This window comes from Paenibacillus sp. JNUCC-31, from assembly GCF_014844075.1.
Classification (GTDB): Bacteria; Bacillota; Bacilli; order Paenibacillales; family Paenibacillaceae; genus Paenibacillus.
Map to the genome: position 1 here is coordinate 6588779 of NZ_CP062165.1, position 16594 is coordinate 6605372.

Sequence of the window (16594 nt, forward strand, 5' to 3'; positions counted from 1 at the left end):
CTTTTTCTACATTCTATGGTCATTAGAGCGGAACAACTTTACTTTTATCATCCAGATTCCTGCTGTTTATTTGGCGCCCTCCAAGTATTGCTCCAGTGTAAGCTTCTGGCTCGTAATTTCGCCAGCAATATATACACCCACATAACGTACATGCCATGGCTCATAGGAGTAGCCGGTTAGTTTTTCCTGATCTTTGCCATAACGAATGATGAAGCCGTATTTAGGCGCATTGGCTTTCAGCCATTTGCCTTCCTTGGTGTTTCCAAAGCTTTGTTGCAAATCATATCCCGCTGATGCACTGGAGATATCCATGGCAAGGCCGGTCTGATGCTCACTTTGTCCAGGACGAGCACTGGTTTTATTGGCAACGGCTTCGCCTTTGATACTTGCATTACGGTCAAAAATGGATTTTTGGGTGGCATAAGAGCGATAGCCGGACACCGCTTTAATATCAATACCGTCTTTTTTGGCAGCCGCGAACAATTTTTCAATCGCTGTAGCAGCCACTTTACGCATTTGCTTTTTCGGACTGGAGCCGGAGAAGCTGAATGGAATGTTAGGAACAACCAGATCCTGAGGAGCATAGGAAGAAGGCAAGTTTCTCTTTTTATTTACAAGCACAACCGTACTTGATAGATTCGTTACCGTTGCCAAACCGCCACTCGTTTTGATCGTACGGCCAGGAGCATTATCATGCAGAAATTGAGTGAAACTGGAGCTGGCAGCCGCTGACGCGACCGGGTTTATATTCATGGAGAAGGGCAATGTTGTAAACGCTGAGCCTGCTACGACAGAACCTATGATTATCGTGGATACGATGGATTTACGTGTGAAAGATTTCATGTTGGGTGTTCCTCCTCGGGTTATATCAATCTCGTACTTTGCTATATACCGAGTATACTAGAGGATTATATCCATAGGTTCTCCAATTGTTTCCGAGTTGTAAACAAAGTTTGCGAGATTCATAGCTTTTAAATGTTTGACGAGAAAAAGAGCATGAAAAAAGACTCTGCACTGTGCAAAGTCTTTTTGTGTACATATAGGTGAATCAGGTCCTCATCATTTCAGCAACCAATCTTTGGATTACAGCTCACATGAAACAGAATTGCCGGAACTTCCAGCAGCCACACCGCGGGCATCTCGGACACGGACATTGCTGCTAAGCACGCCGGAATCACTGCTTAATTTGAACGAAGGATAGTTGGGTTCCGTGTCCAGCTTCATGTGCTGCTCCAGGTTTAACTGTTGCTTCGGATCGACATAGAACGGAACCAGATTGGTTTCCATTTGAACATCCAGAGCTGCGGATTCGTCCACAATAAGTATGGCGATCACTCCGTTACAGCCGCAACCTTCCATGTCATAGATTACTTTGAAATAACCGGGCTGATCATTCAAGCTTTCAGTCAAACGCGCAGCAGCCAAATCTGTAATTTGAATATACATATCGCTACACTCCTTTATATGTTGGCAGGATCATAAATAGTAAATAGATGAATTCAACTTCTAGGGTCATTATACCACTTTGTCAAAAATCAAAGCATTTATTTTCTTGACTGATCGGTCTGGAAAATGTATTCTTGACTTAAGCAAGCGGGAGGTGAGGTGTGAAATTGGGAAGAGCCAAGGAGTTTGACACGGAAACTGTTCTAAGGAAAGCTACGGCTGTATTCGGAGCCTATGGTTATGAAGGTACTTCGTTGACCGTACTCCTGAATGAGCTTGGGATCGCCCGGCAAAGTCTGTATGACACCTATGGCACCAAGCATGATTTATTTGTCTCTGCCCTGAAATTTTATATTCAGCAGAAAACAGAATCGGGAATTCAGCTATTGAATGAATGCACCAGTGTACGGCAGGGTCTGGAACAGCTCTTCAACGAAGTGGTTAACGTATTGACGGACGATGTACGTCGCAATGAATGTTTTATCATCAATAGCGCCGTTGAACAGGCACCCCAAAATCATGAAATTGCCGAATTTATTCAAGCCAACAACAAGCGAATGGAAGATATTTTACTTGCGGCACTAATACGTGGACATGAAAACGGTGAATTTCACCATGCCAAGGATGAATTGCCCGGTATTGCCCGTTTTCTGAATTATTCCCGCCTGTCATTGACCTTTACGGCCAAGAGCGGTGCCAGTACAGAAGTGCTGCGGGAGCTAGTGAATACGACATTAAGCGTTATGAATTAATGGCAGTACATGAGCAAGGATTTTTGTTGGATTTTTGAAAATGAACGCTTAGGGCGTTTATTTTTTCATCATTTTAGACTGATCAGTCTGGAAAAATGGACACAAAGCAAACTGAAGGAGGAAGTGAAATATGACATATTCTTATCAGGTGGAAGCAGGCAATGACATGCCACGACGCATTATGCATGGATTTACTCAATTGTTGCTGGATGGAGAGTTGGATCGGTGGGTGGAGCTATATGCAACAGAAGCTGTCTTTGAATTTCCGTATTCCCCGCCAGGATTCCCTAAGAAATTGGAGGGGAAGGCTGCAATTGCGAATCATGTACAGGATCTTCTGAGGATGATTGAAATCCAGCAGTTTTCTGAACCGGTGATCTTGGCTGATCATGCGAAACAACAGTTCGTGGCCGAGTTCACTTGTGTGGGGCGGTCTCTGGTCACAGGTAAAACGTATAACCAAACCTACATCTCTGTAGTGAGCCATCAGTACGGCAAAATTACACATTATAAAGATTATTGGAATCCAATGGTCGTACTTGAATCGGACTTGGGGGGGAATGGAAATGATCAACGATAAACCTTTAACACTGATTACGGGAGCGAGTGGAAAGACAGGAAGCCGCGTTGCGGCCATGCTTCGGAAAAATCAATATCCGGTACGTCTGGCAGGGAGAAAAAAGCCATTCTCTACTGATTCTGGCGATGATCATATCTATTTTGATTGGTATGATTCTACCACGTATGGTTCAGCACTGAAAAATGTGGATCATGTGTACCTTGTCGTACCACTCATGGACATGAACCCGGAAACCGTAATGATTCCGTTCATCAAGGAAGCGTTATGGAGCGGCGTTAAACGATTCGTCCTGCTTGGCAGTGCTTCCATTGATGAAGGCGGACCCATATTCGGCAAAGTACATCAATGCTTGAAAGAACTTGCACCCGAGTGGGCTGTACTACAGCCTTCCTATTTTATGGAGAACTTTACGGAGGGACCGCATCGGGAGACGATGAAGCAGCTTGGGAAAATCTACAGTGCTGCTGGAGACGGAAAAATTGGCTTTGTCAGCGCAGACGATATCGCAGCAGTTGCCTTTCATGCTTTGACAGATGTTGTCCCCCATAATACAGCTCATATCATTACAGGGCCAGAAACGTTCTCCTATGGGCAGGTTGCAGACATCATCAGCCGCATTTTGGATCAGCCGATACAGCATGTGTCTTTGTCCGATGAAGAATTGAAGATCAGCATGATTCGGGCGGGGATGGCGGAAGACTACGCAACGATTCTGGCTGGATTGGATGTATTCATCCGGGAGGAAGCCAGAGAAGATCAAACGACAGATACGGTGCTGAAAGTCACGGGTCAAAGCCCGGTTTCTTTGGAGCAATTTATTAGGCAGTACATGCAAGGAGGGGAACACTAGCAGAATCATTATGTAAATATTGGAAGCAGCTCCTGCTGAATAAAAACAGGAAGACGGTGCCTCAAAGCCCGTCTTTTTTGCTGATTTTTCAACCTTTGGAAGGATCTGTCCGTATACCGAATTCTACAGAAACAACGATACCTCAGCCCAGCACGGTGATTATATGTCTGTGATTTTGGGGAAATAGATGAGAATGAATGTTCAATAAAAGGAGAGAAGAGAACGGATGATTCAGTTCGAAAATGTATCCAAGCAATACCCTGATGGAACCCATGCGCTGCGTCATGTTCATCTCAACATTAATAAGGGAGAATTGTTCGTCATGATTGGTCCGAGTGGTTGCGGTAAAACCACCATGCTCAAAATGATCAATCGCCTGATCGAGCGCACAGAGGGAATCGTAAGAATTAACGAACGACCCATTGATGAATATAACATTCATGAATTGCGCTGGAATATCGGATATGTGCTGCAACAGATTGCATTATTTCCACATATGACGATTGCCGAAAATATTGCGGTTGTTCCTGAACTCCGAAAATGGAAATCAGAACAAATCAAGGAGCGCGTACATACTTTGCTGGACATGGTCGGACTGAAAGGAACTACATACAGTAATCGCAAGCCTGCTGAATTATCTGGTGGACAACAGCAAAGAATCGGTGTACTCCGGGCCCTCGCTGCCGATCCCGAAATAGTACTGATGGATGAACCGTTCAGTGCACTTGATCCGATGAGCCGTGAGAAATTACAGGACGATATTCTGGATATTCAGCGTCAGATGAAGAAGACGATTGTGTTTGTCACCCATGATATTCAGGAAGCGATGAAGCTGGGGGATCGCATCTGCATCATGAAGGATGGGCAGGTGTTACAGGTGGGTACCCCGGAAGAACTGATCCAGCAGCCAGCGAATGAATTCGTGCGTGACTTTGTCGGAAGTCCCAGTCTGGATATGAGCTCACAGTCTGTATCTGGAAAGAGCAACCCGATGTATGGATTACTGATGGCCTCTGATGAACAAGAACGACCGACTGCATTATTTGAACTTGAATCGATCATGTCACCGCTCTCACCCGGTCATGTGCCGAAGTCAGCCAAAACGGCGGTTCCCGCATCAATCACGCTGGCAGAGCTGGTGGATATTATGTCTTCCCATGACCATTTACTGGTCGAGAGAGACCACCAGATTATAGGCGAGGTCAGCCGAGCCGATCTGATCCGATACTGGGCAGATCAGCTGCAGGAACGGGGTGAAGGACATGAGTAAATTTACGGAGGTGTTCAATGATCGTAAAGGAGAGTTGTTATCTGCTCTCCTTGAGCATATTCAGATCTCATTTATCGCGTTGTTCTTTGCCGTTCTGATCGCGATCCCACTCGGCATTTATCTAACACGCAAACCGAGAGTGGCTGAGCCGATTATTGGGGTTACGGCAGTACTGCAAACGATCCCGTCCCTGGCGCTTCTCGGATTGCTCATCCCGTTATTTGGCATCGGTACACTTCCTGCGATCATTGCGCTAGTGGTGTATGCCTTGCTTCCGGTACTTCGCAACACGTACACGGGTATATCCGAAGTCGATCCTTCCATGGTCGAGGCAGCGAACGCGATGGGCATGAACAGTCGTCAACGTCTGACCAAAGTGGAGTTGCCACTCGCGATGCCTGTCATTATGGCAGGGATTCGTACCGCCATGGTTCTCATTGTTGGTACAGCAACACTTGCTGCTCTGATTGGCGCGGGTGGTCTGGGTAAATTGATTTTGCTCGGCATTGACCGAAACGACACTGCATTGATTACTCTGGGAGCCATCCCGGCCGCATTGCTTGCGATTTTGTTTGATGTGCTGCTCCGCCAGTTCCAACGTTTATCGTTCAGGAAAACATTGGCTACGCTCGGAACACTCGCTCTGGTGGCTGTGCTGGTGATCACGATTCCCTGGCTCTCCCGTGGAGGCCAAAAAGATCTGATTATTGCCGGCAAGCTTGGTGCAGAACCGGAGATTCTCATTCATATGTACCAATTGCTGATTGAAAAGGATACCGATCTGAGGGTTGAATTGAAACCGGGATTGGGGAAAACTGCATTTCTGTTCAATGCACTAAAATCAGGTGATATTGATATTTATCCGGAATTTACAGGCACCGCCATCTCGGAATTTATGAAAGAAACCGCAGTCAGCACCGATCGCACAGAAGTGTATGAACAGGCAAAGGACGGGATGCTAAGTCAGTTCAATATGGTTCTTCTGAACCCGATGGATTACAACAATACGTATACGTTGGCTGTGCCTCAGAAGGTTGCGGATCAGTATAATTTGAAGACCATCTCGGACCTCAAGTCGGTACAGCAGCAGATTAAGGCGGGATTTACGCTGGAATTCTCAGATCGGGAAGACGGATATGTTGGCATTCAGAAGAAGTATGGCATCCAATTCCCCAACGTAGCCACAATGGAACCGAAACTGCGTTATTCAGCCGTTCAGCGTGGAGATATCAATTTGTTGGATGCTTACTCGACCGACAGTGAGCTGAGACAGTATAAACTGGTTGTGCTGGAGGATGATCAGGAATTGTTCCCGCCATATCAGGGAGCACCGCTGCTTCGCAAAGAAACGGCAGACCAATATCCGCAGCTGATCGAGGTACTGAATCAACTTGCAGGTCGTATCACGAACGATGAGATGCGCCAAATGAATTACGAAGTGAACGTGAATGGAGCGAGTGCAGAACAAGTTGCAACGAATTATCTGCAAAAAGCAGGGTTACTATAGCTTGATGTTCACGGTTAACCATGAAGAGGAGGAACCAACATGACACAACTTTATGATCTGATCGCGATTGGTACCGGGAGCGCAGCAAGCTCTGTTATATCCCGCTGCGCCGAAGCCGGATGGAAAATTGCCGTAATTGATGAACGAGAGTTTGGCGGAACTTGTGCGTTACGGGGCTGCGACCCCAAAAAGGTGCTTGCAGGAGCCGCTCAATTGATCGACTGGAATGAGCGAATGAAGGGCAAAGGAGTGGAAGGAAACGCCTCAATTCATTGGCCGGAACTTATGGCGTTCAAGCGAACATTTACGGAAAGTATTCCGAGAGCAAGTGAGAATAAGTTCAAACAGGCCGGAATGGATACATTCCATGGCAAGGCTTCTTTCATCGATGAAGATCACATTCGTGTAGGAGACGAAGTGCTGCAGGGGAAACATATTCTAATCGCTACAGGTGCGCGTCCAGCGACACTTTCAATCGATGGTGCTGAGCATCTGATATACAGTGATGATTTTCTTGATTTGGAACAGCTGCCAGATAAATTGGTTCTGGTAGGTGGGGGCTACATTGCATTTGAATTTGCACATATTGCAGCCAGAGCCGGTACTGAAGTTCATATTATTCATCGAGGGGAGCGGCCGCTGGAACAGTTTGATTCGGAGCTGGTGGATTTGCTGCTGCAAAAATCAGAAGAAGTGGGCATTCAAGTGCATTTGAATGCGGAAGTGAAGGCGATTCGTCAGGAAGGCAGCACGTATGTAGTCAGCGGAACCCGAAATGGGGCGGAGCATCAATGGCAGTGCGGACTTGTCGTTCATGGAGCAGGACGTATTCCGAATGTAGAGGGACTTGAACTGGAGAAGGGAAATGTCAGCTATACGAAAAAAGGCATCTCCGTTAATGAGTACTTGCAAAGCGAAAGCAATCCAAAAGTCTACGCAGCTGGCGATGTTGCCGCAACGGAAGGACTTCCATTGACTCCGCTCGCAAGCCAGGAATCACGCGCTGTATCCTTGAATCTGCTCGAAGGCAACCATAATAAACCTAATTATAAAGTGATGCCCTCGATTGTATTTACAGTACCATCCCTGGGTTCTGTAGGCCTCGATGTCGTACAGGCCAAGAAAGAGGGATACGAGGTGAAGGTAAATGACATGTCGAAATGGTATACTTATAAACGTACGAATGAAAAATTTGCCATGGCCAAAGTTGTTACTGATAAGGCAACGGGGCGTATCCTGGGTGCCCATGTATTGGGTGGAAAAACAGAAGAACTGATTAACCTGTTCGCCATGGCGATTCAGTTCGATTTGACGACCGATCAGTTAAACACCATGAATTTTGCATATCCTACAGCCGCATCGGATTTAGGCTCTTTAATTTAATGTGATGAAGTGGAAGGAAGGGAAGAATCATGTCAGCTAATTTTCACCGAATTCATGACGCCGAGTGGACAACCGAACCGGCTCAAGCGCGAACGGAAGGTGACCGTCTGATTGTGGAGGCACAGGAGGGTAGTGACTTCTGGGAGAAAACCTTTTATGGTTTCTGTCATCAGAATGGACATGCCATGCTTGCTCCATGGGATGGTACCCAGGCAATCGAAGTATCGTTTGATCTCAGTTCATTCACGGAATTATATGATCAGGCAGGGTTGATGCTTTGGCACGGCCAGGATCAGTGGATCAAGGCGGGAGTAGAAGTGAATGACGGTGTGGCCCATGTAGGAGCGGTCGTAACGGATCGATTTTCTGATTGGTCACTCTCGCCTGTACCGGAATGGGGTGGACGCATCGTTACCATTCGGGCTTCATACCATGACGAAGCAGTGGTCATTCGTGCCCGTACGGATGAGCATCCATGGCGCACCATTCGTGTTGCAAGGTTCGCCTATCCGACGAACAAACAGGCAGGACCGTTTCTCTGTTCTCCGAAGCGGGCCGGGTTCGAGGTTGCGTTTACCAAATGGAAATTGACAGAACCGGATCAGGATCTGCACACAGACCCTCCCATTACCGATTGAGATGGGCCTGGTTTGGTTGAAAATGGTGAAGCAATCCATCGTAATAAACTCAAACAAGCACGTTTTCCTTGATGGAGAACGTGCTTGTTTGAGTTTGAGTTTGAATTAGGCAACTGCTTAGCCGTTATATCTTTCTTATACTGGATGGCATTCAGTCATTTTTTGTTCATCCATAAGCGTGCAGCTATCGCGGTAGTGTGCATCACAATTTATTTGCTTGGATCCGTCGTATCTTTGGAATTGGCTTCGATGTCAACAGCATTCCCGTCACTATCATGTGTTTCATTCAGCTCACGCATGCGTTCCTCGTAATCGTCCAGAAACCAAAGCGGGTCCATATTATCTTCCTCGCCATTATAATTAATCAACACTTCTTCGCCGGCTTTGATATCTCTGTACGCATAGAAGTCAAAGGTATGGTTTTCAAAGTTAATGTCATAAGTGGCATTAGGTTCGTAGGAATGGTTGATCAAACTGCCGTATCCCAACAGGATGGCGGTATGATTTGCACCATACTCGAATACGTAATCTTCAAGAATTGTTTTCTCCACATGTTCGTGGTCTTCATTGGGATAAGGGACAACCGGAGCCTGATGGATCAGCTGGCCTTTTGGAATATCTACCGTAGCAAATACCCCGCGGTTAAATTCACCATCTCCCAATTTGGACTGTTTCACTTCAATCATAATGTTCACCTGATGCTCTGCATGAGAGCTCCATTCTTATAGTTGTAAGTCGTTTAAGCAAAAATTTTAACTCATCCATACCTATAAGGCAAATGCATTGATCTCAGTTTGAATGAATCGGGGTCGAAACGGAGGTCATTTCATCGAAAAATGGTGTTAAATTTACAATATGGCGTTGAGTTGTGCATGATATAGCGCTTATAATATACAAAGAATTAAGTCTATATAGAAAAGGTGTCATGAATGAGCATATTAAATGTCGAAAAATTAAGTCACGGTTTTGGTGACCGTGCTATCTTTAACAACGTTTCTTTCCGCCTGCTGAAAGGCGAGCACATTGGGCTGATCGGGGCCAATGGTGAAGGTAAATCCACGTTTATGAACATTATTACGGGCAAGCTTCAGCCGGATGAAGGCAAAGTGGAGTGGTCCAAACGGATGCGTGTTGGTTATTTGGATCAACATGCCGTGCTGAACAAAGGGCAATCCATTCGTGATGTACTTCGCGGAGCGTTCCAGTATTTGTTCGACATGGAGCAGGAAATGAATGATATGTATGGCAAGATGGGTGATGTAACTCCTGAGGAATTGGAACAGCTGCTGGAGGATGTAGGTACGATTCAGGATACGCTCACCAACCAGGATTTTTACATGATCGATGCCAAAGTGGATGAGACGGCGCGTGGTTTGGGTCTAACCGACATCGGTTTGGACAAGGACGTGAACGATCTAAGTGGTGGACAACGTACGAAGGTATTGCTCGCCAAGCTGCTGCTTGAAAAACCGGATATTCTGCTCCTGGATGAGCCTACGAACTATCTGGATGAATTGCATATTGAATGGCTGAAACGCTATTTGCAGGAATATGAGAATGCTTTTATTCTGATTTCGCATGATATCCCGTTCCTGAACAGTGTCATTAACTTGATCTATCACATGGAGAATCAAGATCTCACCCGTTATGTGGGCGATTATAGTCATTTCCAGGAAGTCCATGAGATGAAAAAACAGCAGCTAGAGTCGGCGTATAAGCGTCAACAACAGGAAATTGCTGATCTCAAGGACTTTGTGGCACGCAACAAGGCAAGTGTGGCTACGCGCAACATGGCGATGTCCAGACAGAAGAAACTGGACAAGATGGATGTCATCGAAATCGCCAAGGAAAAACCGAAACCACAGTTTAACTTCCGTGATGCCAGAACGTCCGGCAAGCTCATTTTTGAAACCAAAGGGCTTGTCATTGGATACAATGAGCCGTTGTCGAGACCGCTGGACCTGCGCATGGAACGTGGACAGAAGATTGCACTGGTTGGTGCGAACGGAATCGGTAAAACAACCCTGATGCGCAGCATCCTGGGTGAAATTCCGGCTCTGGAAGGAACGGTTCAACGCGGGGAGCATCTGGAGATTGGGTACTTCCAGCAAGAAATGAAGGATGCGAACTACAATACATGTATTGAAGAGATCTGGCAGGAGTTCCCGTCCTACACCCAATTCGAGGTGCGTGCTGCACTTGCGAAATGTGGACTGACGACAAAGCATATTGAGAGCAAGGTAGCAGTGCTGAGCGGTGGCGAGAAAGCCAAAGTGCGTCTCTGCAAATTGATCAACAACGAAACGAACCTGCTTGTACTCGATGAGCCGACGAACCATCTGGACGTTGACGCCAAGGATGAATTGAAACGTGCACTCAAAGCGTACAAAGGCAGTATTCTGCTAATCTCTCACGAACCTGAATTCTATCGGGATGTGGTTACGGAGACGTGGAATTGTGAGTCGTGGACAACGAAGGTATTTTAAAGGATTACAAGCGAGTTTGCGAACAAGCTCGAACGGTGGTAAAAGGCGCGTATTTGCTTGCGAAGCAGGCGGAATACGCGTTTTTTTGCATAGTTTAAGTGATGTTATGTCCGAGCTAAGTTGGTGGTTGACAGCTTCAAACAGGCGATAATATAATTGTAAGCACTTACATTTATGTGATATAAACCTGTTTCACTACATAGGGGCAAAGAAGACGAGGTATTCCGTTTTGGTACATTGCACTTAGGAGGGAAAACAGGTCTTTTTTTTGCACTCTACTGAAACCGGTTTCATTAAAAGAGGAGGTGAAACGCGCACGACACCGCACGTTGGTTGCACTCTCAGTAAAGGCTGGATAACAGCACCGTGACTTCAAGACTCTGTTTTCATTTTCCGAGGCAAAGGAGAGAATGAACATTGGATAGACTCAAGAAACCCTTGATACTCATGTTATCTGCTACGTTGGCATTGTCTTCAGGACCGTTGATGCAGCCAATCAAGACATATGCGGATGCAGCCAGAATGCCGGCCACGTTGCTTCAGGACGACTTTTCGGACGGGGATTATACGGCATCACCCGCGTGGAAGGTAAGTACGGGCAAATGGGAGGTGGTTGCGGACCCGGCGGATGCCTCCAACTACACGCTTTATCAGAGCGATACGGGAGAAGGCATCATTTCGACAGAAGACGTAATGTCTGACATGACGGTATCTATGCGCTTTTACACGGGAGCCGGTCAGGGATATCCGGGGATTTTGCCGCGGTTTCAGGATAAGAGCAACTTTTATTATTTTCAAATGCAGGTTCCTTCCAATAAACTCGTCTTCTCCAAGCGGGTGAGCGGAACCGACACGACGTTGAAATCGGTGGATTATGCGTTTGCCAAACAAACGTGGTATACGCTCAAAATGGTGTTGTCAGGTACTTCCATTCGCGGATACATCGTTGAAAACGGCACGGATCAGTTGGTCTTTGATCTGGTAGACAGCTCCTATGGGGCAGGTGCGGTCGGCATTCGGAATCGCTGGCAGTCGGTACATATAGATGACGTTATTATTGCCGAACCACCGCCAGTGAATGAGGTTGTGCTCTCCAGTGACGAGCAGTCGGCGTCTTCAGTTTCATTGCACTGGGCCGAAATAACAGGTGCTACAAGCTATCGGCTGTACCGCTCGTCTACGCCCGAAGGTGGATATTCCCTGATAACAAGCACGGGCTCTCAGGCTTACGTGGATGAGGGACTAAGCACCGATACATTGTATTATTACAAGCTCGCATATGAATACGCAGGGATGACGGAATCGTTATGGTCTGCGCCACTGGAGGTTCGTACGACAGCCGCTGCTCCACAGGCTCCAGGCGAACTGAATGCTGTAGCAATCGATGCCACAACCGTGAAGTTGTCCTGGCTCGCTGTGGACAAGGCGACTGGATACCGCGTGAATCGGGCAGAGACGGGCAGCGACCAATATGAGCAAATTTACGAAGGCAAGGAACTTGCTTTCAAGGATGAAAGGCTCATGCCAGGCCGTAGCTACAGCTATCGTGTAACAGCTTTCAACGCTGCTGGAGAGTCAGCGTTCATTCCGGCAGAGGCTACGACGTATTCGTTTGATTCCCCTACAGGATTTGCTGCTACAGCAGTGACCGATACGTCGATCTCTCTGGGGTGGAACCCCTTGTCAGGTTCGGATGTAACGTATACCGTGTCCAGGGCAACCAGTGCTGCTGGTACGTATCAGCAAGTATACAGCGGTAATGAAAGTTCGTTCAGTGATAGCGGCCTGACGACGGGCACGGGATATTTTTATGTCATTCAGGCAACAGTAGACGGCGTTGTTTCTCCGGCATCGGAACCGTTGGGTGTTGCCACCATCCGCACGAGCTTTACGCCCGGACAGTTGTGGCCGGATCAGGGCGGCAAGCCGATTGACGCGCATGGGGCAGGCTTTTTCTATGATGAACAGACTGAGAAATATTATTGGTACGGTGAATACCATACAGGAGGATGGCCAGCCGTTGGTGTACGGGTGTATTCGTCAGAAGATTTGCTGAACTGGACAGATGAAGGCATGGCTCTAAGGACGATTCAGTCGATGGATGATTTTGACAATGATCCGATCATCTCCGAATTGTACGCCGGGCGAGAGGACAAAGTGAACATCTGGGCAGACATTCGCAGAGGGCGTATTATCGAACGACCAAAAGTCATTTATAATGACAAAACGAAGAAATACGTCATGTGGGCCCATATCGATGGAGACAAGGACCCGTACAATGATAATGCCAATTATGGCAAGGCACAGGCCGGTTATGCAATCAGTGACTCGCCGACAGGGCCCTTCGTGTATCAGAAGAGTTACCGGATGGACAGAGCTCCCGAAGGGGAGAAAGACTACTTCCCAAGCGATCGGGGCATGGCTCGTGACATGACATTGTTTAAGGACGACGATGGTACCGGATATCTTATCTATTCCAGTGAGGAAAACCTGACGCTGTATATCTCCAAACTGAATGAAGACTACAGTGACGTAACAGGGTGGCATAAGGAAGGACGAACGGATGACAAAGGCAATCCGGTACGGGATTCCACTTATCAGGCTGAATACGGTGTTGATTACGTGCGGGTGTTCCCAGGCGGACAGCGTGAAGCGCCCGCGATGTTCAAGTATCAGGGCAAATATTATATTCTGACCTCCGGCGCGTCCGGCTGGGCCCCTAACGAAAACAAAGTGACGGTGGCGGATAGCATTTTTGGTCCTTGGTCAACGATGAACAATCCGTTCGTACGCACATTGCCGAGCGATCCCGATCCGGGTAAGGCGTTCGGTACGCAGACTACGTCGGTCATTCCAGTCGATCCGGAAAAAGGAAAATTCATTTACGTGGGAGACACATGGAACGGCGGCAATTTCTCAAACGACGGGGCAAAATACGTTTTCTTGCCCATTGAGTTCGGAATAGGCTCTGACATTGCAATCCGATGGTACGACAGCTGGACGCCCGATCTGCTGAATTCAATGGGCAAGGTGGACATCGCTGATCCGATGCCGGAAGCTGTGCCGCTCGGGAAAGTACCTTCCCTGCCTACGATGGTCAATGTGCGTGACGGAGGTACGCTTGTGTCAACCCCAGCGGTATGGACGATCGATAACCGGGTCATGACGGCAGAAGATTTTGCGAAACCCGGCCCGATCACACTGCAGGTAACGACACCGGAGTTTGGTAACAAAAAGCAGGCGGTCCGTGTATATGTCATTCCGGAGAATGCACTGTATTTCGTGAACAGCGGGGGATACGAAACGGCGGATTATAAGCTGATGGGTTCCTACATGAAAGGCTCGCTTGCCAACTCGGGTACAGCGGATCAAATGTACGCGCCTGTGGAGGGACGGACTTGGGGTTACGTCAGCGCCGATGCGCTGCCTTCCGGTTCGAGCGGCGGGGATATGTTCTCAACCGTACGTTATTTGAATGGAGGTAATGTCAGCAACTCGCCCAAAGGCAGTGATCTGACCTATACCTTTGATGTGGCGAACGGGACATACGATATATATGCCGGATTCAACGATCCGTGGACGAACACGTCGCGCAAAGCGAATTTCCTCATCAACGGCACGAATACCGGTGCCGTTGCTTATACGCCAGCCAGTGTTAGAGCCCACACAGGCATTGTCGTTTCGGACAACAAGCTGGAATTGACCGTACGCAATACGGCATCACAGGACCCGCTAATCAGCTGGATCTTGATCGCCAAGCCTGATGCCGTGCCATCCACAGACGATAGCGTCGGACTGAATGCCGATATAACGGCTGCAACGAGTACATCACTCCGTTGGGATGCTCTTCTCGGTGCAGCGAGCTACAAGCTCTATCGCTCGGAGCGCGAGAAAGGAGAGTACCATGTCATCTACAACGGCAGTTTGCGGGAATACACGGACAACGGATTGAGTCCCGGCACCAGTTATTATTATAAAGTGGAAGCTTTTGACGCGGCGGGGCATTCGATACGCGGTTTGTCCTCCGCTTATCAGGTGTTTACGGCCCAACAGACCGCTGCCGATGTGGCTGCAAGCATTACAGCACTGGAGCAGCCTTCTGCAGGTGCAAAGAGGCTGGAGCTGCCGAAAGCGCCGCAAGGATTTGCGGTGGAGATCGCTTCCAGTTCGGTACCGTCCGTCATTCAAATCGATGGAACGATCATACCGCCATCGAAGGAAACGCAGGTAACGCTAGAATTGGAGATTACTCGAACCTCTGACGATAGTAAATCCATGACAGGGCCGTTGACAGTAACGGTGCCAGCCTATGTGTCTACCCCTGGAGGAACAGACCCCGATGGTTCGGGCGGTAACCCAGGTGGAGGTACAGGCGGCAATTCAGGTGGGAATTCAGGAAGTGGCTCTGGCAACTCCGGAGAGCAGGCAGGAGGCGGTATCCCAAGCACAGGGGCTCCTTCACCCAAACCTGAGCTGCAAAAGGACCGCTCCGTTCTAGTGCTGCAAGGTAAGCCTGACCAGAAGGGTGAAGTAAAGACCCAAGTGGAAGCTTCAACAATTAGAGAGGCTTTCAAAGTTGCTCCCTTTACAGATGCTGGCCAACGTTTGGTTGAACTACGGCTGAAGCCGATCTTGGGAGCGACGGCTTATGAAGTGTCCCTGCCCGTGTCTGCGCTGTTGGATCATGGCGAGTCACACATACTTCATATCGTTACGGAACTCGGGACGTTAAAGCTTCCCGCGACAGTGTTAACAAAGGATGTGAAGGATAAGGAGATCGCTTCGGTACGACTAATCAGAACAGTGCTGCCGCAATCGGCCGCCAATCAACTTGGCACGCAGCATGGGGTTCAACTTGAACTGCATCTGGATGGTCATGAATGGCCATTGGGGGGCGAGTTGACGCTCCATCTGCCTTACAAATCAGCGCAAGCTGCCCAGCAGGAAAGGATTGTAGCGTTTGCCATTGACGCGAGCGGTGTGGCAACCCCGTTGCCGCAAAGTCATTACGATGCAAACAGCGGTGAAGTTATATTCTCTACAACGTCACCGGCAGGAAATTATGTTGTTATGTCTGTGGAGCACACGTTCACTGACCTTACAGAAGTACAGTGGGCCAAGAAAGCGATGGAGGCATTGGCTGTTCGGGGAGTGATTGATGCGGAGGCAAACGGTGATCCACGCCAGCTGCATCCCAAAGCGGATATGACGCGTGGTCAATACGTGCAGTGGTTAATAACCGCACTGGGCTTAAACGCCTCAAGCGGGAATGCGTTCACTGATGTCAGTGCAGAGGCGCCCTACTATGAAGCGGTAACCATGGCGCGTGCGCTTGGCATCACCAGCGGCACCGGGGATGGGCGCTTTATGCCTGAAGCAACCATTACCCGTCAGGAAATGATGACGCTGACGGTTAGGGCGCTTGGAGCGGCCGGACTGGTCGAGCCCGAATCGGTATCGGAGGATAGCCTCGCTCATTTCCGCGATGCTTCGATGATCCGGTCATATGCCCGTAACAGTGTAGCCCTGCTTGTAAATCTGGGCATCGTCGGTGGATACAACAACGAGGTGAAACCTCTTGCCCATGCGACTCGTGCTGAATCGGCAGCGCTGCTGTATGCGATAATGAGCAAAATGGTTTGGCCTAAATGACGATAGCAACAATTGTAGTGTAAGGAGAGA

12 protein-coding genes are annotated in these 16594 nt (G+C 48.2%); 9 read left to right on the forward strand and 3 right to left on the reverse strand.

All coding sequences use genetic code 11. The annotated features are described in order from the left end of the window. Positions 1–66: 66 nt before the first annotated feature. Both JNUCC31_RS29090 and JNUCC31_RS29095 read right to left on the reverse strand, forming a co-directional pair. The gene (locus JNUCC31_RS29090) at positions 67–843 is read right to left on the reverse strand and encodes a M15 family metallopeptidase (RefSeq protein ID WP_192266802.1); all 777 of its coding nucleotides are present in this window, start codon (positions 841–843) and stop codon (positions 67–69) included. A gap of 240 nt (positions 844–1083) precedes the next feature. Next, positions 1084–1446 carry an iron-sulfur cluster biosynthesis family protein gene (locus JNUCC31_RS29095; RefSeq protein WP_192266803.1) on the reverse strand — a complete coding sequence of 121 codons (363 nt, stop codon included), beginning with the start codon at positions 1444–1446 and terminating at the stop codon, positions 1084–1086. A gap of 161 nt (positions 1447–1607) precedes the next feature. Here JNUCC31_RS29095 and JNUCC31_RS29100 point away from each other — a divergent pair, with 161 nt between their 5' ends. The 7 genes from JNUCC31_RS29100 to JNUCC31_RS29130 all read left to right on the forward strand — a co-directional run bounded on the left by JNUCC31_RS29100 (position 1608) and on the right by JNUCC31_RS29130 (position 8426). Continuing rightward, positions 1608–2198, forward strand: a complete 591-nt coding sequence (locus JNUCC31_RS29100; RefSeq protein ID WP_228469297.1) for a TetR/AcrR family transcriptional regulator — start codon at positions 1608–1610, stop codon at positions 2196–2198. A gap of 130 nt (positions 2199–2328) precedes the next feature. Next, complete coding sequence (locus JNUCC31_RS29105) at positions 2329–2778, forward strand: nuclear transport factor 2 family protein (RefSeq protein ID WP_192266804.1); 450 nt, start codon at positions 2329–2331, stop codon at positions 2776–2778. Beyond that, positions 2768–3628 carry an NmrA family NAD(P)-binding protein gene (locus JNUCC31_RS29110; RefSeq protein WP_192273412.1) on the forward strand — a complete coding sequence of 287 codons (861 nt, stop codon included), beginning with the start codon at positions 2768–2770 and terminating at the stop codon, positions 3626–3628. The genes JNUCC31_RS29105 and JNUCC31_RS29110 overlap by 11 nt, the downstream gene beginning before the upstream one ends. Before the next feature lie 226 nt (positions 3629–3854). Beyond that, a complete protein-coding gene (locus JNUCC31_RS29115; RefSeq protein ID WP_192266805.1) occupies positions 3855–4898 on the forward strand; it encodes an ABC transporter ATP-binding protein in 1044 nt (347 codons plus the stop codon). Next, positions 4891–6405, forward strand: coding sequence for an osmoprotectant update ABC transporter permease/substrate-binding subunit OpuFB (opuFB, locus tag JNUCC31_RS29120; RefSeq protein WP_192266806.1), 1515 nt, complete (start codon positions 4891–4893; stop codon positions 6403–6405). The genes JNUCC31_RS29115 and opuFB overlap by 8 nt, the downstream gene beginning before the upstream one ends. Before the next feature lie 39 nt (positions 6406–6444). Then, positions 6445–7788, forward strand: a complete 1344-nt coding sequence (locus JNUCC31_RS29125) for a dihydrolipoyl dehydrogenase family protein (RefSeq protein ID WP_192266807.1) — start codon at positions 6445–6447, stop codon at positions 7786–7788. Between the two features lie 29 nt (positions 7789–7817). Beyond that, positions 7818–8426: a DUF1349 domain-containing protein gene (locus JNUCC31_RS29130; RefSeq protein ID WP_192266808.1), complete on the forward strand. Its 609-nt coding sequence runs from the start codon at positions 7818–7820 to the stop codon at positions 8424–8426. A 209-nt stretch (positions 8427–8635) separates the two neighbouring features. Here JNUCC31_RS29130 and JNUCC31_RS29135 read toward each other — a convergent pair whose 3' ends face one another. Beyond that, positions 8636–9112, reverse strand: coding sequence for an SET domain-containing protein (locus JNUCC31_RS29135; RefSeq protein WP_192266809.1), 477 nt, complete (start codon positions 9110–9112; stop codon positions 8636–8638). 243 nt (positions 9113–9355) lie between these two features. Between JNUCC31_RS29135 and JNUCC31_RS29140 the strand changes: the two genes are divergently transcribed. Both JNUCC31_RS29140 and JNUCC31_RS29145 read left to right on the forward strand, forming a co-directional pair. After that, on the forward strand, positions 9356–10912 hold the full coding sequence (locus JNUCC31_RS29140) for an ABC-F family ATP-binding cassette domain-containing protein (protein ID WP_192266810.1): 1557 nt from the start codon (positions 9356–9358) through the stop codon (positions 10910–10912). Between the two features lie 417 nt (positions 10913–11329). Beyond that, on the forward strand, positions 11330–16564 hold the full coding sequence (locus JNUCC31_RS29145; protein WP_192266811.1) for an S-layer homology domain-containing protein: 5235 nt from the start codon (positions 11330–11332) through the stop codon (positions 16562–16564). Positions 16565–16594: the final 30 nt, after the last annotated feature.